The sequence below is a fragment of the Klebsiella sp. 10-1 genome (assembly GCF_009758445.1).
GTDB classification, from domain to species: domain Bacteria; phylum Pseudomonadota; class Gammaproteobacteria; order Enterobacterales; family Enterobacteriaceae; genus Klebsiella; species Klebsiella scottii.
Genome location: NZ_WQRE01000018.1, coordinates 1 through 20,054, shown reverse-complemented (window position 1 = coordinate 20,054; position 20,054 = coordinate 1). Strand labels below are relative to the sequence as shown.

At 55.1% G+C, this 20,054-nt stretch carries 21 protein-coding genes and 1 other annotated feature; of the genes, 13 read left to right on the top strand and 8 right to left on the bottom strand.

Annotated elements, in window-relative coordinates; translation table 11 throughout:
• Positions 1-101 precede the first annotated feature (101 nt).
• On the bottom strand, positions 102-893 hold the full coding sequence (locus GO007_RS28260) for a cytochrome C assembly family protein (RefSeq protein ID WP_095105675.1): 792 nt from the start codon (positions 891-893) through the stop codon (positions 102-104).
• A gap of 167 nt (positions 894-1,060) precedes the next feature.
• Here GO007_RS28260 and ffh point away from each other — a divergent pair, with 167 nt between their 5' ends.
• The 7 genes from ffh to GO007_RS28225 all read left to right on the top strand — a co-directional run bounded on the left by ffh (position 1,061) and on the right by GO007_RS28225 (position 6,662).
• Positions 1,061-2,425: a signal recognition particle protein gene (ffh, locus tag GO007_RS28255; RefSeq protein WP_095105673.1), complete on the top strand. Its 1,365-nt coding sequence runs from the start codon at positions 1,061-1,063 to the stop codon at positions 2,423-2,425.
• A gap of 249 nt (positions 2,426-2,674) precedes the next feature.
• The gene (gene rpsP, locus GO007_RS28250) at positions 2,675-2,923 is read left to right on the top strand and encodes a 30S ribosomal protein S16 (RefSeq protein ID WP_041146791.1); all 249 of its coding nucleotides are present in this window, start codon (positions 2,675-2,677) and stop codon (positions 2,921-2,923) included.
• An 18-nt stretch (positions 2,924-2,941) separates the two neighbouring features.
• Positions 2,942-3,490 carry a ribosome maturation factor RimM gene (gene rimM, locus GO007_RS28245; RefSeq protein WP_095105670.1) on the top strand — a complete coding sequence of 183 codons (549 nt, stop codon included), beginning with the start codon at positions 2,942-2,944 and terminating at the stop codon, positions 3,488-3,490.
• A 31-nt stretch (positions 3,491-3,521) separates the two neighbouring features.
• Complete coding sequence (trmD, locus tag GO007_RS28240; RefSeq protein ID WP_095105668.1) at positions 3,522-4,289, top strand: tRNA (guanosine(37)-N1)-methyltransferase TrmD; 768 nt, start codon at positions 3,522-3,524, stop codon at positions 4,287-4,289.
• Positions 4,290-4,329: 40 nt separating this feature from the next.
• On the top strand, positions 4,330-4,677 hold the full coding sequence (rplS, locus tag GO007_RS28235) for a 50S ribosomal protein L19 (protein ID WP_006178051.1): 348 nt from the start codon (positions 4,330-4,332) through the stop codon (positions 4,675-4,677).
• Positions 4,678-4,798: 121 nt separating this feature from the next.
• A complete protein-coding gene (locus GO007_RS28230) occupies positions 4,799-5,233 on the top strand; it encodes a DUF2946 domain-containing protein (protein WP_095105666.1) in 435 nt (144 codons plus the stop codon).
• A gap of 58 nt (positions 5,234-5,291) precedes the next feature.
• On the top strand, positions 5,292-6,662 hold the full coding sequence (locus GO007_RS28225; RefSeq protein WP_095105664.1) for a PepSY-associated TM helix domain-containing protein: 1,371 nt from the start codon (positions 5,292-5,294) through the stop codon (positions 6,660-6,662).
• Positions 6,663-6,694: 32 nt separating this feature from the next.
• Here the strand turns inward: GO007_RS28225 and GO007_RS28220 are convergent, their stop codons facing one another.
• The 3 genes from GO007_RS28220 to GO007_RS28210 are packed head-to-tail and all read right to left on the bottom strand — an operon-like array spanning position 6,695 to position 8,914.
• Positions 6,695-7,177 carry an OmpA family protein gene (locus GO007_RS28220; protein WP_095105662.1) on the bottom strand — a complete coding sequence of 161 codons (483 nt, stop codon included), beginning with the start codon at positions 7,175-7,177 and terminating at the stop codon, positions 6,695-6,697.
• Positions 7,178-7,188: 11 nt separating this feature from the next.
• A complete protein-coding gene (gene dgcN, locus GO007_RS28215; RefSeq protein ID WP_095105660.1) occupies positions 7,189-8,412 on the bottom strand; it encodes a diguanylate cyclase DgcN/YfiN in 1,224 nt (407 codons plus the stop codon).
• Positions 8,405-8,914: a regulatory sequestration protein YfiR gene (locus GO007_RS28210; protein WP_095105687.1), complete on the bottom strand. Its 510-nt coding sequence runs from the start codon at positions 8,912-8,914 to the stop codon at positions 8,405-8,407. Before GO007_RS28210 ends, dgcN begins: the two co-directional genes overlap by 8 nt.
• A gap of 348 nt (positions 8,915-9,262) precedes the next feature.
• Between GO007_RS28210 and aroF the strand changes: the two genes are divergently transcribed.
• From aroF to GO007_RS28195, 3 genes are all read left to right on the top strand, one after another.
• Positions 9,263-10,333 (top strand): 3-deoxy-7-phosphoheptulonate synthase AroF, encoded by a 1,071-nt coding sequence (gene aroF, locus GO007_RS28205; protein ID WP_095105658.1) that lies wholly within the window; start codon positions 9,263-9,265, stop codon positions 10,331-10,333.
• A gap of 9 nt (positions 10,334-10,342) precedes the next feature.
• A complete protein-coding gene (gene tyrA, locus GO007_RS28200; RefSeq protein ID WP_095105656.1) occupies positions 10,343-11,464 on the top strand; it encodes a bifunctional chorismate mutase/prephenate dehydrogenase in 1,122 nt (373 codons plus the stop codon).
• Positions 11,465-11,530: 66 nt separating this feature from the next.
• Positions 11,531-12,403, top strand: a complete 873-nt coding sequence (locus tag GO007_RS28195; protein ID WP_095105686.1) for an SMP-30/gluconolactonase/LRE family protein — start codon at positions 11,531-11,533, stop codon at positions 12,401-12,403.
• Here the strand turns inward: GO007_RS28195 and pheA are convergent.
• The 4 genes from pheA to bamD all read right to left on the bottom strand — a co-directional run bounded on the left by pheA (position 12,400) and on the right by bamD (position 15,242).
• Positions 12,400-13,560, bottom strand: coding sequence for a bifunctional chorismate mutase/prephenate dehydratase (gene pheA / locus GO007_RS28190; protein WP_095105654.1), 1,161 nt, complete (start codon positions 13,558-13,560; stop codon positions 12,400-12,402). The two genes, GO007_RS28195 and pheA, sit on opposite strands and share 4 nt — an antisense overlap.
• A 90-nt stretch (positions 13,561-13,650) precedes the next feature.
• Positions 13,651-13,775 (bottom strand) — a sequence feature (Phe leader region).
• On the bottom strand, positions 13,727-13,774 hold the full coding sequence (gene pheL / locus GO007_RS29010; RefSeq protein WP_121497579.1) for a pheA operon leader peptide PheL: 48 nt from the start codon (positions 13,772-13,774) through the stop codon (positions 13,727-13,729). Its footprint overlaps the feature before it by 48 nt.
• A gap of 121 nt (positions 13,776-13,896) precedes the next feature.
• Positions 13,897-14,232, bottom strand: coding sequence for a ribosome-associated translation inhibitor RaiA (gene raiA / locus GO007_RS28185; protein WP_045855684.1), 336 nt, complete (start codon positions 14,230-14,232; stop codon positions 13,897-13,899).
• A 272-nt stretch (positions 14,233-14,504) separates the two neighbouring features.
• On the bottom strand, positions 14,505-15,242 hold the full coding sequence (gene bamD / locus GO007_RS28180; protein WP_095105652.1) for an outer membrane protein assembly factor BamD: 738 nt from the start codon (positions 15,240-15,242) through the stop codon (positions 14,505-14,507).
• Positions 15,243-15,373: 131 nt separating this feature from the next.
• Here bamD and rluD point away from each other — a divergent pair, with 131 nt between their 5' ends.
• From rluD to clpB, 3 genes are all read left to right on the top strand, one after another.
• A complete protein-coding gene (rluD, locus tag GO007_RS28175; protein WP_095105650.1) occupies positions 15,374-16,354 on the top strand; it encodes a 23S rRNA pseudouridine(1911/1915/1917) synthase RluD in 981 nt (326 codons plus the stop codon).
• The gene (gene yfiH, locus GO007_RS28170) at positions 16,351-17,082 is read left to right on the top strand and encodes a purine nucleoside phosphorylase YfiH (RefSeq protein WP_095105648.1); all 732 of its coding nucleotides are present in this window, start codon (positions 16,351-16,353) and stop codon (positions 17,080-17,082) included. Before rluD ends, yfiH begins: the two co-directional genes overlap by 4 nt.
• Positions 17,083-17,210: 128 nt before the next feature.
• Entirely contained in the window at positions 17,211-19,784 is a 2,574-nt protein-coding gene (clpB, locus tag GO007_RS28165; protein ID WP_095105646.1) for an ATP-dependent chaperone ClpB, read from the top strand.
• Positions 19,785-20,054 lie beyond the last annotated feature (270 nt).

Sequence of the window (20,054 nt, the reverse complement as noted above, 5' to 3'; positions counted from 1 at the left end):
GGAACCTTCGCGTACTCAGAGTACGCGGCGGTTGCTCAGCGCTGCCGGCGTTCAGATGACCTGTCGTAATGCTGCCCGGTGTGGTTGCTCGTAGTCTGGATTTAGCTAATAAACTGCTGAAGGACGCGGCTGCCAAAATAAGCCAGCGTCAGTAGCCCTGCGCCGGTGACGTTAAACCAGACGACCCGGCGACCGCGCCAGCCTTCATGGTAGTGTCCCCATAGCAGAACGATATAAACGAACCACGCCACGATCGACAGCACGGCTTTATCAATATTTTCCGTACTAAACAGGTTGTGCATGTAGAACAGCCCGGTGCACAGCGTCAGCGTCAGCAGCACCACGCCGACCTGGGTGATATGAAACATTTTACGCTCAATGCTCATCAGCGGCGGCATTTCGTGACTAAAAGCCAGCTTTTTGTTTTTCAGCTGGTAGTCAATCCAGGCCAGCTGCAGGGCATACAGGGCGGCAATGATCAGCGTTGCGTAAGAGAAGAGCGACAGGCCAATGTGCACCAGCATGCCCGGGGTTGTTTCCAGGTGCGTGATGTATTCGTTTGGAACGAAGGTGGCGAAGGCCAGATTAATCAGCGCAAAAGCGTAGACGATGGGCAGCAGCAGCCAGCCTCGGTTGCGTGAGGCGACGATGGTCATCACCGTACAGATCATCAGGCTGACCAGCGAGCCGACGTTGAGTAAGCTGAGATTTTGCCCGCTACCGCCGCCGGGGAAAATGCGTGACTCCAGCGCAAAAGCATGACAAATCAACGCAATAGTTGCGGAAAGTATCGCCATCCGCCGCCAGCTGCTGTTCTTTTGCAGCAGGCCGGGGACGATCAGCGCCAGGCTGACGGAATAGGCGACAAGCGAGAGTAGAGCAAAAACAGGCATATGGGCGTCGACTGTTGACTAAACAAGAAAGAGAAGCAGTATAGCGTTACGCGACGTCTGCTCCAACCGTTGCATCACATCCCGGTACATGTCGTGTTATACTGCCGCAAATTTGTATTTGTGGTGTCGCTGCGGCGACCGACAGTTTCCACCTCAGGCGAGAGACAATGTTTGATAATTTAACCGATCGTTTGTCGCGTTCGCTGCGCAACATCAGCGGCCGCGGACGCCTTACCGAAGACAACATTAAAGAAACCCTGCGCGAAGTGCGCATGGCGCTGCTGGAGGCGGACGTTGCTCTGCCCGTCGTGCGTGATTTCATCAGCCGCGTAAAAGAGAGCGCGGTGGGTCATGAAGTTAACAAAAGCCTGACCCCGGGCCAGGAATTCGTCAAGATTGTGCGCAACGAGCTGGTTGCGGCGATGGGCGAAGAGAACCAGGCTCTGGATTTAGCCGCTCAGCCGCCGGCCGTTGTGCTGATGGCGGGCCTGCAGGGTGCGGGTAAAACCACCAGCGTCGCGAAGCTGGGTAAATTCCTGCGCGAGAAGCACAAGAAGAAGGTGCTGGTTGTCTCCGCGGACGTTTATCGCCCGGCGGCGATTAAACAGCTGGAAACGCTGGCCGAGCAGGTGAGCGTTGATTTCTTCCCGTCCGACGTCGGCCAGAAACCGATCGATATCGTTAATGCCGCGCTGAAAGAAGCGAAGCTGAAGTTTTACGACGTGCTGCTGGTGGATACCGCCGGCCGTCTGCACGTCGACGAAGCGATGATGGACGAAATCAAGCAGGTTCACGCTGCCCTTAACCCGGTAGAGACCCTGTTTGTCGTCGATGCGATGACCGGCCAGGATGCGGCGAACACGGCGAAAGCGTTTAACGAAGCGCTGCCGCTGACCGGCGTTGTGCTGACCAAAGTGGACGGCGACGCCCGCGGCGGCGCGGCGCTGTCGATTCGTCATATCACCGGTAAACCGATTAAATTCCTCGGCGTCGGCGAAAAAACCGAAGCCCTTGAACCGTTCCACCCGGATCGTATTGCCTCCCGTATCCTCGGCATGGGCGACGTGCTGTCGCTGATCGAAGATATCGAGAGCAAGGTTGACCGCGCGCAGGCTGAAAAGCTGGCCTCCAAGCTGAAGAAGGGCGACGGCTTTGACCTCACCGACTTCCTCGAGCAGCTGCGCCAGATGAAGAACATGGGCGGCATGGCTAGCCTGATGGGCAAGCTGCCGGGCATGGGGCAGATCCCGGACAACGTTAAGTCGCAGATGGACGATAAAGTGCTGGTGCGGATGGAAGCGATCATCAACTCGATGACGCTGAAAGAGCGCGCCAAGCCTGAGATCATCAAAGGTTCGCGCAAGCGCCGCATCGCCGCGGGCTGCGGGCTGCAGGTGCAGGACGTTAACCGTCTGCTCAAGCAGTTCGACGATATGCAGCGCATGATGAAGAAGATGAAGTCGAAAGGCGGCATGATGAAGATGATGCGCGGTATGAAAGGGATGATGCCGCCGGGCTTCCCTGGTCGCTAATCGGCCTGGCTTGTTTGCCATTTCGGCACCGGGGTGTGCTCGCCATCCTCACGTACTACGTGTACGTTCCGGTGGCTGCGCGCACGTCGGCACCGAACTGACCGCACCGCCGACGGCCTTTTATAGCAGACTTATCAACTGCTGATTGCAATTTCCCCAAAAATGAGTAAAATTTTCGGGCTTTTAATATGACACCCGGGCCCCGTTCCTCGATGGGGCCCGGGTGTTCTATTCACACAAGAGGATGTTATGGTAACTATTCGTTTAGCTCGTCACGGCGCTAAAAAGCGTCCGTTCTACCAGGTTGTTGTCACCGACAGCCGTAATGCACGCAACGGTCGCTTCATCGAGCGCGTTGGTTTCTTCAACCCGATCGCTTCCGCGAAAGAAGAAGAAACTCGTCTGGATCTGGATCGTATCGCTCACTGGGTTGGCCAGGGCGCTACCGTTTCCGATCGCGTAGCTACGCTGATCAAAGCAGCGAACAAAGCAGCTTAATCTGTCACGGTGGTCATGATGAGCAAGCAACACACCGCACAAGCACCTGTTGATCCGATCGTATTGGGCAAAATGGGTTCTTCCTACGGTATCCGTGGTTGGCTCAGAGTGTTTTCCTCCACCGAAGACGCCGAAAGCATTTTTGACTATCAGCCCTGGTTAATCCAGAAGGCGGGTCAGTGGCAGGCCGTTGAGCTGGAAAGCTGGCGCCACCACAATCAGGATATCGTCATCAAGCTGAAGGGCATTGACGATCGCGATGCTGCGAATCTGCTGACTAATTGCGAAATTATCGTGGATTCCTCGCAGCTGCCGAAGCTGGGAGAGGGCGACTATTACTGGAAAGACCTGATGGGCTGCCAGGTAGTCACCACTGAAGGCTATGGCCTGGGTAAAGTCATCGATATGATGGAAACCGGGTCAAATGACGTTCTCGTCATCAAGGCAAACCTGAAAGATGCGTTTGGCATCAAGGAGCGGCTGGTTCCGTTCCTCGATGGGCAGGTTATCAAGAAAGTCGATCTCGCTACTCGTACAATCGAAGTAGATTGGGATCCTGGTTTTTAAATTCTCCGGATAAACGGTAAAAGACGGCGCTATGTGGATTGGCATAATTAGCCTGTTTCCTGAAATGTTCCGCGCAATTACCGATTACGGGGTAACTGGCCGGGCAGTAAAAAATGGCCTGCTGAGCATCCAGAGCTGGAGTCCTCGTGACTTCGCGCATGACCGGCACCGTACCGTGGACGATCGTCCTTACGGCGGCGGACCGGGGATGTTAATGATGGTGCAACCCTTGCGGGACGCCATCCATACAGCAAAAGCCGCGGCAGGTGAAGGCGCTAAGGTGATATATCTGTCGCCTCAGGGACGCAAGCTTGATCAAGCTGGCGTCAGCGAACTGGCAACAAATCAGAAGCTGATTTTGGTGTGCGGTCGCTACGAAGGGATAGACGAGCGCGTAATTCAGACCGAAATTGATGAAGAATGGTCAATCGGCGATTACGTTCTCAGCGGTGGTGAGTTACCAGCAATGACGCTGATTGATTCCGTTTCCCGGTTCATTCCGGGGGTTCTGGGTCATGAAGCTTCGGCAACGGAAGATTCCTTTGCCGACGGTTTGCTGGACTGCCCACACTATACCCGCCCTGAAGTGTTAGAAGAGATGGAAGTACCGCCGGTATTGCTGTCGGGAAACCATGCTGAGATACGTCGCTGGCGTTTGAAACAGTCGCTGGGCCGCACCTGGCTTAGAAGACCTGAACTTTTGGAAAACCTGGCTCTGACTGAAGAGCAAGCAAAGTTGCTGGCGCAGTTCAAAACTGAACACGCAAAACAGCAGCATAAACATGATGGGATGGCGTAACGCCCCCAATATCAGTTTACCCAGGATAAGAGATTAAATTATGAGCAACATTATTAAGCAAATTGAACAAGAACAGATGAAGCAGGACGTACCTTCCTTCCGTCCGGGTGATACCGTGGAAGTGAAAGTATGGGTTGTTGAAGGTTCCAAAAAACGTCTGCAGGCATTCGAGGGCGTGGTTATCGCTATTCGTAACCGCGGTCTGCACTCTGCATTCACTGTTCGCAAAATTTCCAACGGCGAAGGCGTTGAGCGTGTCTTCCAGACTCACTCTCCGGTAGTTGACAGCATTGCTGTTAAACGTCGTGGTGCTGTACGTAAAGCTAAACTGTACTATCTGCGTGAGCGTACCGGTAAGTCTGCTCGTATCAAAGAGCGTCTTAACTAAGATTCGCTTTCGCGACATCCTGATAAAAAGGGCTGGCCTGATAGGCTGGCCCTTTTTTTATCTTTGTTTTAACTATCTTGATGTAAATCATTTACAATATCGCCCTCACGATGGAGGGGCGGTGGCCGGCAATATTTATCGACAGTCAGCACATCAACGGCGGGCCGCGTGGCTGGCGCTGTTTTCGATCCTGCTGATCGTCGTCGCGCCGCTGATCTCTATCTCATTGCAAAAAGATCCGATGGGCGCGATGCCCGGGATGCATCACGCGATGATGATGGCGGAAACGCCTCACGCCATGACGATGTCCCATTCTGCTCCACAGGCGTCTGCGCCTTCGCATACCATGCCGGCTGACCACGCCGAGGCCTGCGGCTACTGCGTGCTGTTAGCCCACGTGCCGGGCCTGCTGCTGGCGCTGGCGCTGCTTATCACCTTCATCCTGCGTCGGCTGCGTATCTTTACGGCTCGCCCGGTGCAGAAGCATTGGCACTACTTCCCCTGGCTCTATCCCGATACCCGCGCGCCGCCGCGCCAGTCTGCTGTTTCCTGTTGATAAAAAAATAATGTGCGCACCGCGCAACGTTCTCTTTTTGCTTTCGGAAAGGAAAAGTATGACAACCTGCACCTCGCGCGCGGCATGGCTGAACCTGCTGCGACGTCTTCATTTTTATATTGGTCTGTTTATCGGGCCGTTTATCTTCGTGGCTGCGCTAACCGGTACGCTGTATGTCGCCACGCCGCAGCTGGAGAACTGGCTGTATCACGACGCGCTGAGCGCGACAGCCGGTGGGGAGAAGCAGCCGCTGAGCGCCCAAATAGCGGTCGCGGAGGGGCTGACTCAGGGGAGTCTTCGCCTGCAGGCGGTGCGACCGGCCATTGCCGACGGCGAGACGACACGGGTGATGTTCGCCGACCCGCAGCTGGGAGAATCTGAATCCCGGGCGCTGTTTATCGATCCGGTGACCTTACGGGTTAAAGGCGATATGACGGTCTATGGCACCAGCGGTATTTTGCCCCTGCGCCAGTGGATTGATTACGCGCACAGGTCGCTGCTGGCAGGTAATATCGGCCGGCTGTATAGCGAGCTGGCGGCGTCCTGGATGTGGGTTGCCGCGCTGGGGGGCATTGCGCTGTGGGCAATGACCCGGCCCCGGCGGCGTATCAATAACCGCCAGCAAAATACGCGCCGGCTGCATGCTTCTCTCGGCTGGGTGCTGCTGGCGGGAATGCTGCTGTTCTCCGCGACCGGCTTAACCTGGTCGCAGTGGGCCGGGGATAATGTCGATAAGATGCGCGCCGCTTTCGGCTGGCTGACGCCGCAGGTCAACGCCCGCCTGCATGCCACGCTGCCGATGGCTCATGATGCCCATGCTGAGCATCATATGGGGAATATGGCGATGCCCGAAACTATGCCGCCTCTGAAGGGCGAGCAGTTTGATCGGGTGCTGACGCTCGCGCGTAGCGCAGGTCTCGATGCCAGCAAGCTTGAGATTCGTCCACCGAAGGGGGCGGAGTTCGCCTGGACGGTGAACGAAATAGACCGAAGCTGGCCGACCCAGGTTGACGCGGTGGCGATTGATGGCGAACGGATGCAGGTTGTTGACCGTACGCGCTTTGCCGATTTCCCGCTGATGGCGAAACTCACCCGCTGGGGCGTCGATTTCCACATGGGGATCCTCTTTGGCCTGGCTAATCAGCTGCTGCTGATCGCCTTTGGCTCGGCGCTGTGCGTGATGATTGTCGTTGGGTATCGCTTATGGTGGATTCGCCGTCCGCCGAAGGCGGCGTTTAACCCGGCAAGTACGCTGGTGCAGGCATGGCTTAATCTGGCATGGCCGGCCCGTACGCTTACGCTGGTGGCTGCCGTCCTGCTGGGGCTGGGGCTGCCGCTGATGGGCGCCAGCCTGCTGCTGTGTATTACCGTTGACTATCTGCGCTGGCGTGCGGCCACGGCCGTGACGCTCGCCAGTTCAGTAGACTAAGGGAACTAAGGGAACTAAGGGAACTAAGGGAACTAAGGCGTGCTGATAACAACCGTAACCCGGCGGTTTTCGGCACGTCCTTTTGCCGTATCGTTACTGACAATAGGATATTTTTTGCCCAGCCCGCGGGTCGTTAAATTGCCGCGCGGAATGCCGGCGCCTTCCGCCCAGGCGTCCGCGACGCTGTTTGCTCGTTTCAGCGACAGCATCTCGTTGTAGCCATCTTCGCCATAGTTATCCGTATGACCATCTAAACGACTGTGCATAATCCCGGTTGAGGCGAGGCGGGAAGCCATGCTGTGAATTTGCTGCCGGCTATCAGCGCGCAGGTGGTAGTCGTTTTTATCAAACAGGATGGAGTCAGATAGGCCGAGGGACCAGTCGCCGTTACTTTCCGTAAAGCCATAGGATTTCATCGCCGCAACCTGCTGCTGAGAGAATTTTCCTTGCGGAGCCTGACAGCCGGTGAGAAAAACCGCGGCCAGCAGGGCGGGAGCAAAATATTTCCTGAGCATGATGATTCCTTTTATTTTTGTACTTGCTGCAAACGTTGATTTTTCATCCGATACATATTTTGATCGGCAAACTCTTGCAGATTTTCGGCAGAAGTATGCTCCCACGCCAGCGCGTAACCAATACTGAGCGACAGGGTAGCGGTATGGCCGTTGTGCAGATTGAACGGCTGGAGAAACTGTGCCGAGAGTAAAGCGCACTGCGCCTGGACTTCGGCCTCTGTGTGAACGTTGCGCAGCAGAATCGCAAATTCGTCGCCGCCTAGTCGCCATGCCTGATGCTCGGTACCGGCAAACGTCATCAGCCGGCTGGCTACTTCGATTAAGACCTTATCGCCCGTCGCGTGCCCCCAGTTATCGTTGATGAGCTTGAAGTTGTCGCCATCAAGGAACAGGAGCGCGGAGCTACGGTGGGTAACGTCGTCGTTCATGAGTTTGTTGATGACGTTGCGAAACGCCGCGCGGTTGGCAAGCCCGGTCAGCGGATCGTGCAGAGAGCTGCGCAGGAGCTGGGCGTTTTTGGCCTGTAGCTGCCGCTGCCAGTCCTCCATCTCGCCGAGCAGGCTATTAAAGTCCTGGGCGAAAAGATGAAACTCTTCAATGTGCTCTTCGGGAACGCGACGCGAGAAGTGACGGTTTTCCCGGATATCGTGCACCACTTCGGTAATGCTCTGCAGCGCGGTGACGATGCCGCGGTGCAGAGAGTGGGTCAGCAGCAGGGCGATAAAGGACGCCAGCAGGATGCTGCTGGTCAGGACGATAATCGAAATGCCGAGGAAGTGGCTTATCAACCGGTCCAGCGCCGTCAGGCGAAGCTCGCCGATAATTTTCCCTTCATGCCAGATGGGCTGCGTGGTCGGCAGTGGGAAAAGCCACCTGCTGATAAGGCCGCTGAGTTTTTCCTGGCTTACCAGATCGTGGTTATGCCAGAGGGCAAAATGCTTTTTCTGGCTATCAAGCACCAGCGCTTCGGAAAACTGTCCCTGCTTCCCCAGCGTCGCCAGCGTATCTTCTGCCGCCGCGCTATCGCCAAACACCAGCGCTGCTTCAAGACTGCGGCTCATCGTCGCGGCAGTCAGCTCCAGATTCTTCTGCGCGTATTGTTTCAGCGTGAATACGGAGGCGGTGCTGAGCAGCAGCCAGACCAAAGTCATCGATATGATTACGCTTATCATGCTGATACGGCGTAACGCTCTTTTGAAGGTGGGGCGCGGGCCCTGAGGATAATCCTTATTCATGTGCGTTTTTCCGGGCAAGCATCAGTACATCTGGATTGACCCGCACACCGCTGTGCGTCAGGACATCAAGATTAACGGAGAATTTGACCCTGTCGTCATTGATGATCAGGCAAAAAGCACTGCCAATAGCGCAATCGGTATTCTGTTCCGCAATAAGTAATAGGGGCCTTGGCCGGTATTTAGAGGTGAATTCGGACTGCTGTAACGGCGATTCGCTGCCAAAATAAAAACCATCACAAACCGTATTCAACGCTTCTTCTGTACTGTGAACAACCACCGGCTGGTAGGGTAAAGCCTCAGGCGATTGCTGGGTCAGGCTGTGGGTATAGCGTGACGTAGAGAAAATACACAGTCTGGGCGGGGCGGATAGTTCTGGCCAGCGGGTATACGTCACGATCCCCGAAACAATGGCTCGCACATTTGTCGACTGCCCGGCGGCAAAAGCGGGATAGCTCACGATGAATAACAAAGAAATCAAAAAAAGACGGTGCAACTGTTTCATTAACGGATCCGTCTGGTTCGTCATAGTACGTGAATTGCAGTGCGCTGATGCCTGGCCGAAGGATAGCATTGTTGGTGAAAACCGTCATTAGCCGTCGCCCGTGCAATGCGTTAATTTTGGCCAGGATTTTTCGTAAAGAAAAGGCGGCCCGGAGGATAAGTTTTTGGCGGCTAATATGGGTGGTGTTAAGTTAACTTTACGGTTAGTGATGGATGAAAGGCCATTTATTTTGCTGGTGTAACGTAAAATTTACGTAATATGGATTGAAATCTTTACTTTGTGTGGTATCGTTACGTCCTCCTCAGTGAGGAAAACACTATCGCAAACGAGCTACACAGGATCGCAATCATGCAAAAAGACGCGCTGAATAACGTACATATTACCGATGAACAGGTTTTACTGACCCCGGACCAGCTGAAAGCTGAGTTTCCTCTGAATATCGAGCAGGAAGCGCAAATCGCGCAGTCTCGCCAGACAATTTCTGAGATCATTGCCGGCCGCGATCCGCGTCTGCTGGTCGTCTGCGGTCCTTGCTCAATTCACGATCCGGAAGCGGCAATTGAGTACGCTCATCGTTTTAAAGCACTTGCCGCTGAGGTCAGCGATAGCCTCTACCTGGTAATGCGCGTCTATTTTGAAAAACCCCGTACCACCGTCGGTTGGAAAGGGCTGATTAACGATCCGCACATGGATGGCTCGTTTGATGTTGAAGGCGGTCTGAAGATTGCGCGTCGACTGCTGGTTGAGCTGGTAAATATGGGGCTGCCGCTGGCGACCGAAGCGCTGGACCCAAACAGCCCGCAGTACCTTGGCGATCTGTTCAGCTGGTCCGCGATCGGCGCACGTACCACCGAATCCCAGACGCACCGCGAAATGGCATCCGGCCTGTCGATGCCGGTCGGCTTTAAAAATGGTACCGACGGTAGCCTGGCGACGGCGATTAACGCCATGCGTGCCGCAGCGATGCCGCACCGCTTTGTTGGGATTAACCAGGCGGGTCAGGTCTGCCTGCTGCAAACCCAGGGCAACCCGGATGGTCACGTCATTCTGCGCGGCGGTAAAGCGCCAAACTACGGCCCGGAAGATGTTGAGCAATGCGAAAAAGAGATGACTCAGGCGGGACTGAAACCGTCGCTGATGGTAGATTGCAGTCATGGTAATTCCAATAAAGACTACCGCCGTCAGCCAGCGGTGGCAGAATCCGTCGTCGCGCAGATCAAGGATGGCAACCGTTCCATTATTGGTCTGATGATTGAGAGTAATATCCACGAAGGTAACCAGTCCTCTGAGCAGCCGCGTTGTGATATGAAATACGGCGTATCCGTCACCGATGCTTGCATCAGCTGGGAAACCACCGATGCGTTGCTCCGCGAACTTGATAAGGATCTGCGCGGCCATCTGGCGGCTCGTCTGGCGTAAGAGGATTGTATGGTTGCTGAACTGACCGCGTTGCGCGATCAAATTGATGAAGTTGATAAGGCGCTGCTGGGCCTGCTGGCCAGGCGCCTGGAGCTGGTGGCGGAAGTTGGCGAGGTCAAGAGCAAATACGGCCTGCCTATTTACGTCCCGGAACGGGAGGCGGCGATGCTGGCCTCCCGTCGCGAAGAGGCGGCCGCGCTTGGCGTGCCGCCGGATCTGATTGAAGACGTGCTGCGCCGAGTGATGCGCGAGTCCTATTCCAGCGAAAACGACAAAGGCTTTAAAACGCTCTGCCCGAACCTGCGCCCGGTGGTGATTGTCGGCGGCGGCGGGCAGATGGGGCGCCTGTTCGAGAAAATGCTGACGCTTTCTGGCTACCAGGTACGTATTCTGGAGAAAGAAGACTGGCCGCGGGCGACGGAGATTGTCGCCGACGCCGGGATGGTGATCGTCAGCGTACCCATTCACGCAACGGTTGAAACGATTGCCCGGCTTCCTTCGCTGCCGGCAGACTGCATTTTGGTTGACCTGGCGTCAGTTAAAGCGGAACCGCTGCAGGCGATGCTGGCGGCGCATAATGGCCCGGTGCTGGGCCTGCATCCGATGTTCGGCCCGGACAGCGGCAGCCTCGCTAAGCAGGTGGTAGTCTACTGCGACGGCCGTCAGCCGGAAGCCTATCAGTGGTTCCTTGAGCAAATTCAGGTTTGGGGCGCTCGTCTGCATCGTATCAGCGCCGTCGAGCACGATCAGAATATGGCGTTTATTCAGGCTCTGCGCCACTTTGCGACCTTTGCCTACGGCCTGCACCTGGCGGAGGAGAACGTTCGCCTGGAGCAGCTGCTGGCGCTGTCATCACCGATCTACCGGCTTGAGCTGGCGATGGTGGGCCGGCTGTTTGCCCAGGATCCGCAGCTTTACGCCGACATTATTATGTCGTCGGAGAGTAACCTGGCGCTGATTAAGCGCTACTACCAGCGTTTTGGTGAGGCGATTGGCCTGCTGGAGCAGGGGGATAAACAGGCGTTTATCGACAGCTTCCGCAAAGTTGAGCACTGGTTTGGCGATTATGCCCAGCGCTTCCAGAGCGAAAGCCGTACGCTGCTCCGCCAGGCGAATGATAATCGGCAGTAGCTGAAAACCGTATATAATCAAAGCCAGAGGGGAAACCCGCTGGCTTTTTTTATAGGGATGAAAACGATGGCTGAACCGCAACCGCTGTTTGATTACGCCGGACACCTGCCGGAATGCCCGACCTGGAACGACGCTGAGCAAGCCTTGTACTGGGCCGATATTATGGAGTGCGAAATTCACCGCTACGACGTCCGCAGCGGGGAGCATCAGGTCCTGCAATTTCCTGAAGAGGTCGGCTGCTTTGCTCTGCGCGAGAAGGGCGGCTTTATCGTGGCGCTGCGTAGCGCTATCTGGTTAACCGATGCGCACGGCCTGCTGCGGCGTAAAATCTGCGATAACCCAAGCAACCCGCAGTTGGCTCGTTTTAATGACGGCGGGACGGATCGCGACGGACGCTTTTACGCCGGAACCTTCTGGGCGCCGGGAGATTATAACGGTGCGCTGCTGGTGCGTATCGATAGCGATCTTACCCCGCGGGTCATCCAGTGCGATATCCACGGCGCTAACGGCCTGGCCTTTAGCGAGGATCGGCGCTGGATGTATACCTCGGATACGCCGAACGCCGTTATCTACCGTACGCCGCTGGATAATCAGGGCGAGCCGGGCACGCGCGAGGTTTTCCGTCGCTTTCAGCCGGGGGAAGGCATTCCTGACGGCGCGGCTATCGATGTGGAAGGGTGCTACTGGAGCGCGATGTTTGACGGCTGGCGTATAGCGCGCTTCTCGCCAACCGGTGAACAGCTGGCCGAGTATCGTCTGCCGGTACGCTGCCCGACGATGGTCTGTTTTGGCGGTGCGGATATGCGTACGCTGTTTATCACCACTACCCGGGAAAATATGGCTGCGGATGAAGTTGAGAAATACCCGCTCTCCGGGGCTATCTTCACCCTGCCGGTTGCGGTGGCAGGGATGAAGAAGCGGGCCTTTATCGAGCGTTAGATTGGCTCAACGGGAACCACGTTTTCGCCAGGATAGCAGCCCAGAACTTTCATTGACCGGGTGATCTCCGCCAGCTCCTTGAGCGCCTTGCGCATGGGGATTGATTCCAGGTTCGCCTGGATATCCAGATAAAACATCTCTTCCCACGGATTGCCGTAGATTGGGCGCGACTCCAGCTTGGTCATGATCAGGTTGTGGTTGCGCAGTACCAGCAGCGCTTCGACCAGCGCACCCGCCTGCTGGCCGGTCGCAATGAGCAGGGTGGTTTTTGCCGGAACCTGATCGGAAACATTCACCGCTTTGCGCGCCAGTACCAGGAAGCGGGTGATATTTTGCGTTTGGTTTGCCTCGCAGTGTTCAAGCACCTGCAGTCCGTACAGCGCACCGCCGGCTTCGCTGCCCAGCGCCGCGATGGTTGGCGATTTGGCCTGCGCGACTTTCTCCATCGCCGCCGAGGTACTTTCGGTATATTCGATTTTCCAGTGCGGGTAGCGGCTTAGATACTGGCTACACTGCTGGAACGGCTGCGGATGGCTGTAGACGGTGGTAATTTGCTGCGGATCGGTAGAGGCGGCAACCAGAACGCAGTGATCGATAGGGATCGTTAGTTCGCCAACGATCGACAGACTGGTGTGCTGCAGCAGATCGTAGACGTCGTTGATCCCGCCAGAGCTGGTATTTTCGATTGGCACTACCGCGTAGTCAGCCTGACCGGTCTCAACCTGGTTGAAGATATCGGCAAACCTGGCGCAGCCGCTTTCGATGAACTGTTCAAAATGGCGGGCCGCGTATTGTCGTGCGGCAAGGTGAGAGTATGACCCTTTTGGCCCCAGAAAAGCCACGCGCGCTGAATGTGGGTTGATCTTATTCAGATGCTGCTGCAGCAGGGTTTGCTGGGTGAGAACGGAATCCTCGATGATCAGCTGGAACAGCCGGGTGATGTAGTGCGCATCCAGATGGTGGGCTTTACCCAGCGTCATCAGGCGGTCCAGCAGGTCACGCTCACGGTCGATATCGCGTACCGGGCGATGCGACGCCAGCTTTGCCTTCCCGACTTCGACAGCCAGCCCACGGCGTTCTGCCAGCAGCGCGAGCAGCTTTTCATCCAGGGCGCTTATCTTATCGCGCAGGGCCAGTAATGGGTTTTCCTCGGTCATATGTGTTGCCTTTCTTGTTATTGGTGTAGATACCCTAAATCGTTCGAGCTACCGACGGCGCGCGTGCAACCTGAAAAATAGCGGGCATAAATAAAAAAGGCCTCCCTGGTGGGAGGCCTTGTAGTTCGTCTTCGCATTCTTTATCACACGACGAATTGCCTCCCGGTTAGGGGAAGGTAAAAAAGAATGCGAAGAAGAACGGCAGTAGTTTCAAGATAAATTCCTTTAATCGGCTGGGATTACAGTACCCGGACTGTTTTCATCCTGTCAATAAAAAACGCGCCCGAAGGCGCGTGGCGTTACACAATATTAAGTTAAGGACAGTAAAGTTCAGGATTACTCTTCTTCTTCCACAAAGCCTGCCTCTTTCACCGATGTTGCGGCGCGGCGGGCTTCCCCTTTGTGTTGCACTTTGTTCAGCTGCCGTTCCAGCTTGTTGATTAATTCGTTGATCGCGGCGTACATATCTTCACTTCTCGCGCTGGCAACCAGATGACCATTTGGCGTATTGATGGTTGCGTCAGCGACAAAACCTTGCGGCTCCTTGGAGAGAATGATGTGCGGGTTGATTAAGTGGGTTTGCCATTTATCCAATTTGGCGAGACGGTCTGCGACATGCTGGCGAATAGCCGGAGTAATTTCCATTTGTTTACTGGTAATGTTCATTGTCATAAATTTTACCTCTTGTCTTTCCCGTCTTGGTGAACTCAGCATACCTCGCCCAATGTCAAAATGCGTGATCTAAATCACATTTTAATGTCACTTTTTGTCAACAAATGCAATTTGTGAGGCAGGGCAGGAACGGGGGAGATTTTACTTGTCGAACCGCGGAAAGAGAGTCATATTTGATGGGATGACCTGACGCTAAAACGCTTCAGCTTATAAGTCAGATGAATAAAAAAACGGCAGCCCTGGGGCTGCCGTTTTGCTTACATCAAAAGCGATCAGGTATTTTTACTGTTAGCCGCGATAATTTTGGCCACCTTATCTGCCTGCGCATTCATTTGCATCTGGCGATAGGCGTTTTCCATTTTCGGCAATGCATCGCGGGTAGCCTGCGCATCAGGATAGCTGCGCAGCATGCCATCAACGCGGTTTACGACGGCAACCCACGCGCCGCGGTCGGTATAGTAATCAACCACCGACAGTTCGTACTTCGCCAGACGATCCTTCAGGAACACCATACGTTTGTAGGCGTCGGTCGAATACTGGCTGTTCGGATAGCCGCGCACCAGCTTCGAGAAGTCATTGAAGGCATCGCGTGCGTGCTGGGGGTCGCGATCGGAGCGATCGACACCGAAGAATCCTTGCAGCGCACTATCATCCAGAGCCATATTTGTCAGACCACGCATATAAATGACGTAATCAATGTTAGGATGGGTCGGGTTCAGACGAACAAAGCGGTCGATGGCCGCCTGAGCTAATGGCAGATCGGCATTTTTGTAGTACGCATAAATCAGGTCCAGCTGTACCTGTTGGGAATAAGGGCCGAACGGATAGCGATTATCCAACGCTTCCAGTTGCGTTATCGCCTGTTTCCAGTTACCGTCCTGCAGTTTTTGCTGGGCAGTCGCGTAGATTTCATTCGGCGGATTATCAGGCACCTCTTCCTTTGAGCCGGAGCAACCCACCAAAGCCAGGCTCAGTGTGGCAGCTGCCACCAGGTATTTCATGCGCGTCATGACGTTTTGACTTCCTCAAAATGTTTATGCGGGAGAATCTCTGTTCCTGCTCCCGATTAAGACCAGCTACAATAGCACACTATATTATACGGCAAAGCCGTAAAACCCAACGTTAAACGAAGAAGCTGTATATGGCACAACGAGTACAACTCACCGCAACGGTGTCCGAAAATCAACTCGGGCAACGCTTAGATCAGGCTTTGGCCGAAATGTTCCCGGATTATTCGCGTTCGCGCATAAAAGAATGGATCCTTGACCAGCGAGTGCTGGTAAACGGCACTGTCAGCGACAAGCCGAAAGAAAAAGTTTTAGGGGGAGAAAGCGTCTCTATCGATGTTGAAATCGAAGAAGATGTGCGCTTCGAACCGCAGGATATTCCGCTCAATATCGTCTACGAGGATGACGACATCCTCGTGATCAATAAACCGCGCGGCCTGGTCGTCCATCCAGGAGCGGGCAATCCTGACGGTACTGTGCTGAATGCGCTGCTGCACTACTATCCGGCGATTGCCGATGTTCCGCGTGCGGGCATTGTCCACCGACTGGATAAGGACACCACCGGCCTGATGGTTGTGGCGAAAACTATCCCGGCGCAAACGCGTCTGGTGGAATCACTGCAGCTGCGCGAAATTACCCGCGAATACGAAGCGGTAGCGATTGGTCACATGACGTCTGGCGGTACGGTAGAAGAACCGATTAGTCGTCACCCGACCAAGCGTACGCATATGGCGGTGCACCCGATGGGTAAACCGGCGGTAACGCATTACCGCATTATGGAGCATTTCCGTATTCATACGCGCCTGCGCCTGCGTCTGGAAACCGGTCGTACTCACCAGATCCGCGTACACATGGCGCATATCACCCATCCGCTGGTCGGCGATCAGGTATACGGCGGCCGTCCACGTCCGCCGAAAGGGGCGTCAGAGGAGTTCATTACCGCACTGCGCCAGTTCGATCGTCAGGCTCTGCACGCCACCATGCTGCGTCTGTATCACCCGGTTAGCGGTATTGAGATGGAATGGCATGCGCCGATCCCTCAGGATATGGTTGAGCTGATCGATGCCATGCGCGCCGATTATGAAGAGCATAAGGATCGTATTGACTGGCTATGACTAAACTGATTGTACCGCAGTGGCCAATGCCGGAAAGCGTGGCGGCCTGTAGCTCCACGCGCGTTGGCGGCGTGAGCCTGCCTCCGTATGGCTCGCTCAATCTGGGCGCCCATTGCGGAGACAATCTGCCGGACGTTGAGGAAAACCGCCGGCGGATGTTTGCCGCAGGCGGGCTCCCCGCGTATCCGGTGTGGCTCGAACAGGTTCACGGTACGGCGGTGCTGAAACTCGACGGCGGGCCGTATGCCTCAAAATGCGCGGATGCGTCATACTGTAATACGCCGGGCACCGTTTGCGCCGTCATGACCGCTGACTGCCTGCCGGTGCTTTTTTGCAACCGTGCCGGTACCGAAGTGGCGGCGGCTCACGCTGGCTGGCGCGGATTATGCGACGGCGTGCTGGAGGAAACGGTCGCCTGCTTCGCTGATAAGCCGGAGAATATCCTGGCGTGGCTCGGTCCGGCTATCGGCCCCGACGCTTTTGAAGTCGGCGCGGAAGTTCGTGAAGCCTTTATGAGCAAAGACGCGAAGGCCGACAGCGCTTTTCGTCCGGCTGGTGAGAAATACTTTGCCAATATCTATCAGCTGGCTCGCCAGCGCCTGGCTAACGTCGGCGTGGAGCAAATCTTCGGCGGCGATCGCTGCACGCTAAGCGAAAAGGATGATTTTTTCTCTTATCGTCGCGACAGGACGACGGGTCGTATGGCTAGTTTTATCTGGCTGATATAACCTGGTGTATCAAGACGGTCCGGAAGGCAGACTTATTTTTCGCATAGTTCAGGTCTTTAACCTTGAATAATTGAGGGATGACCTCATTTAATCTCCAGTAGCAAATTTGACCTGTTATGGGAGGAGTTATGCGTCTGGACCGTCTTACCAATAAATTCCAGCTTGCTCTTGCCGATGCCCAGTCGCTCGCGCTAGGGCACGACAACCAATTCATCGAACCTCTTCATCTAATGAGCGCCTTGCTTAATCAGGAAGGGGGATCGGTACGTCCTTTATTAACTTCTGCGGGCATTAACGCCGGCGAGTTAAGTACCAGTATTACTCAGGCCTTGAGCCGTTTACCGCAGGTGGAAGGCACCGGCGGCGACGTGCAGCCGTCCCAGGATTTGGTGCGTATTCTGAACCTTTGCGACAAGCTGGCGCAAAAGCGGAAGGACAACTTTATTTCGTCGGAACTGTTCGTTCTGGCGGCGCTTGAATCACGCGGTACGCTAACCGATCTTTTGAAATCCGCCGGTGCAACAACCGCCAATGTGACTCAGGCGATTGAACAAATGCGTGGAGGTGAAAGCGTGAACGATCAGGGTGCCGAAGACCAACGTCAGGCATTGAAAAAATTTACCGTCGATCTGACCGAGCGTGCTGAACAGGGCAAGCTGGATCCGGTCATTGGTCGTGATGAAGAGATTCGCCGTACTATTCAGGTACTGCAGCGGCGAACTAAAAATAACCCGGTGCTTATCGGTGAGCCTGGCGTCGGTAAAACGGCCATTGTTGAAGGTCTGGCGCAGCGCATCGTCAATGGCGAAGTGCCGGAAGGGCTAAAAGGCCGCCGGGTACTGGCGCTGGATATGGGCGCGCTGGTGGCTGGAGCTAAGTATCGCGGCGAGTTTGAAGAGCGTCTGAAAGGCGTGCTGAACGATCTCTCGAAGCAGGAAGGCAACGTCATTCTGTTTATCGATGAGCTGCACACTATGGTCGGGGCGGGGAAAGCGGACGGCGCGATGGATGCAGGCAATATGCTGAAGCCCGCGCTGGCGCGCGGTGAACTGCACTGCGTCGGCGCGACCACTCTTGATGAGTATCGGCAATATATTGAAAAAGATGCAGCCCTGGAGCGGCGTTTCCAGAAAGTCTTCGTGGCCGAACCTTCGGTGGAAGACACCATTGCGATTCTGCGCGGCTTAAAAGAGCGCTATGAGCTGCATCACCATGTGCAGATCACCGATCCGGCTATCGTCGCGGCCGCAACCTTGTCGCATCGCTACATTGCCGACCGACAGCTGCCGGACAAAGCGATTGACCTGATTGATGAAGCAGCTTCAAGTATTCGTATGCAGATTGACTCGAAGCCGGAAGAGCTCGACCGACTCGACAGACGTATTATTCAGCTCAAGCTGGAGCAGCAGGCGCTGAAGAAAGAAGCCGACGAGGCAAGCCTGAAGCGTCTGGATATGCTGAATGAAGAGCTGGCGGATAAAGAACGTCAGTATTCTGTATTAGAAGAAGAGTGGAAGGCGGAAAAAGCGTCGCTCTCCGGAACCCAGACGATTAAAGCTGAGCTGGAACAGGCAAAAATTGCCATCGAGCAGGCGCGACGCGTTGGCGACCTGGCCCGGATGTCTGAACTGCAGTACGGCAAAATCCCGGAGCTGGAAAAACAGCTGGCAGCGGCTACGCAGTCTGAAGGTAAAACGATGCGTCTGTTGCGTAATAAAGTGACGGATGCGGAAATTGCGGAAGTGCTGGCGCGCTGGACCGGTATTCCGGTAGCGCGAATGATGGAAGGCGAGCGTGAAAAACTGCTGCGCATGGAGCAGGAGCTGCATAGCCGGGTGATTGGTCAGAACGAGGCGGTTGAAGCGGTATCGAACGCGATTCGCCGTAGCCGTGCCGGCTTGTCCGACCCTAACCGTCCTATCGGCTCGTTCCTGTTCCTTGGGCCGACCGGTGTCGGTAAAACCGAGCTGTGTAAAACGCTGGCGAATTTTATGTTCGATAGCGATGACGCGATGGTGCGTATCGATATGTCCGAGTTTATGGAGAAACACTCCGTCTCGCGGCTGGTGGGTGCGCCTCCGGGATACGTCGGTTATGAAGAGGGCGGCTATCTGACGGAAGCCGTGCGCCGTCGTCCTTATTCGGTAATTTTGCTGGATGAAGTCGAAAAAGCGCATCCTGATGTGTTCAACATTCTGCTGCAGGTGCTGGATGACGGGCGTTTGACGGACGGGCAGGGGAGAACGGTCGATTTCCGTAATACGGTCGTCATTATGACCTCTAACCTTGGATCCGACCTGATTCAGGAACGGTTTGGTGAGCTGGATTATAGTCATATGAAAGATGTGATTATGGGCGTTGTCAGCCAAAGCTTCCGTCCGGAATTCATCAACCGTATAGATGAGGTCGTGGTATTCCACCCGCTGGGTGAAAAACACATTGCCTCTATTGCTCAGATCCAGCTGCAGCGTCTGTACAAACGTCTGGAAGAGCGCGGCTATGAAGTGCGCATGTCAGATGAGGCGCTGAAGCTGCTGAGTGCGAACGGTTACGATCCGGTGTATGGCGCGCGGCCGTTAAAACGCGCCATCCAGCAGCAGATCGAAAACCCGCTGGCGCAGCAAATCCTTTCCGGTGAACTTATTCCCGGTAAAGAAGTGCAGCTGGTGGTGAAAGATGATCGGATAGTGGCAGTGCAGTAAATCACAAAACGACAAAAACGGGCCCGACGGGCTCGTTTTTGTTTAAAAACCAGGCAAGAATTAAAGTCTGAACGTGGTTTTGTGTGAAAAGTAATCGAACGCATCATTTTTTTGAATTTATACTTGTCACCTCAGAATTACCGCCTATAATGCGCCTCCACTGACACGGAACAACGGCCAGCACGCCGCCGGGTCAGCAGGCTTCAGCGCTGAATATCAGCCGCGAAAGCCGACGGAGAAAAGCAAAATAAACGCTTGACTCTGAATGAG

Excerpts from the sequence above, each read along its gene's own strand:
- GO007_RS28195 (WP_095105686.1), top strand. The coding sequence starts at position 11,531 with ATGGCTGAACCGCAACCGCTGTTTGATTACGCCGGACACCTGCCGGAA.
- pheA (WP_095105654.1), bottom strand. The coding sequence starts at position 13,560 with ATGACCGAGGAAAACCCATTACTGGCCCTGCGCGATAAGATAAGCGCC.
- yfiH (WP_095105648.1), top strand. The coding sequence starts at position 16,351 with ATGACTAAACTGATTGTACCGCAGTGGCCAATGCCGGAAAGCGTGGCG.
- GO007_RS28210 (WP_095105687.1), bottom strand. The coding sequence starts at position 8,914 with ATGAAACAGTTGCACCGTCTTTTTTTGATTTCTTTGTTATTCATCGTG.
- ffh (WP_095105673.1), top strand. The coding sequence starts at position 1,061 with ATGTTTGATAATTTAACCGATCGTTTGTCGCGTTCGCTGCGCAACATC.
- aroF (WP_095105658.1), top strand. The coding sequence starts at position 9,263 with ATGCAAAAAGACGCGCTGAATAACGTACATATTACCGATGAACAGGTT.
- tyrA (WP_095105656.1), top strand. The coding sequence starts at position 10,343 with ATGGTTGCTGAACTGACCGCGTTGCGCGATCAAATTGATGAAGTTGAT.
- GO007_RS28225 (WP_095105664.1), top strand. The coding sequence starts at position 5,292 with ATGACAACCTGCACCTCGCGCGCGGCATGGCTGAACCTGCTGCGACGT.
- rimM (WP_095105670.1), top strand. The coding sequence starts at position 2,942 with ATGAGCAAGCAACACACCGCACAAGCACCTGTTGATCCGATCGTATTG.
- rplS (WP_006178051.1), top strand. The coding sequence starts at position 4,330 with ATGAGCAACATTATTAAGCAAATTGAACAAGAACAGATGAAGCAGGAC.
- rpsP (WP_041146791.1), top strand. The coding sequence starts at position 2,675 with ATGGTAACTATTCGTTTAGCTCGTCACGGCGCTAAAAAGCGTCCGTTC.
- GO007_RS28220 (WP_095105662.1), bottom strand. The coding sequence starts at position 7,177 with ATGCTCAGGAAATATTTTGCTCCCGCCCTGCTGGCCGCGGTTTTTCTC.
- clpB (WP_095105646.1), top strand. The coding sequence starts at position 17,211 with ATGCGTCTGGACCGTCTTACCAATAAATTCCAGCTTGCTCTTGCCGAT.
- raiA (WP_045855684.1), bottom strand. The coding sequence starts at position 14,232 with ATGACAATGAACATTACCAGTAAACAAATGGAAATTACTCCGGCTATT.
- rluD (WP_095105650.1), top strand. The coding sequence starts at position 15,374 with ATGGCACAACGAGTACAACTCACCGCAACGGTGTCCGAAAATCAACTC.
- bamD (WP_095105652.1), bottom strand. The coding sequence starts at position 15,242 with ATGACGCGCATGAAATACCTGGTGGCAGCTGCCACACTGAGCCTGGCT.
- GO007_RS28260 (WP_095105675.1), bottom strand. The coding sequence starts at position 893 with ATGCCTGTTTTTGCTCTACTCTCGCTTGTCGCCTATTCCGTCAGCCTG.
- trmD (WP_095105668.1), top strand. The coding sequence starts at position 3,522 with ATGTGGATTGGCATAATTAGCCTGTTTCCTGAAATGTTCCGCGCAATT.
- dgcN (WP_095105660.1), bottom strand. The coding sequence starts at position 8,412 with ATGAATAAGGATTATCCTCAGGGCCCGCGCCCCACCTTCAAAAGAGCG.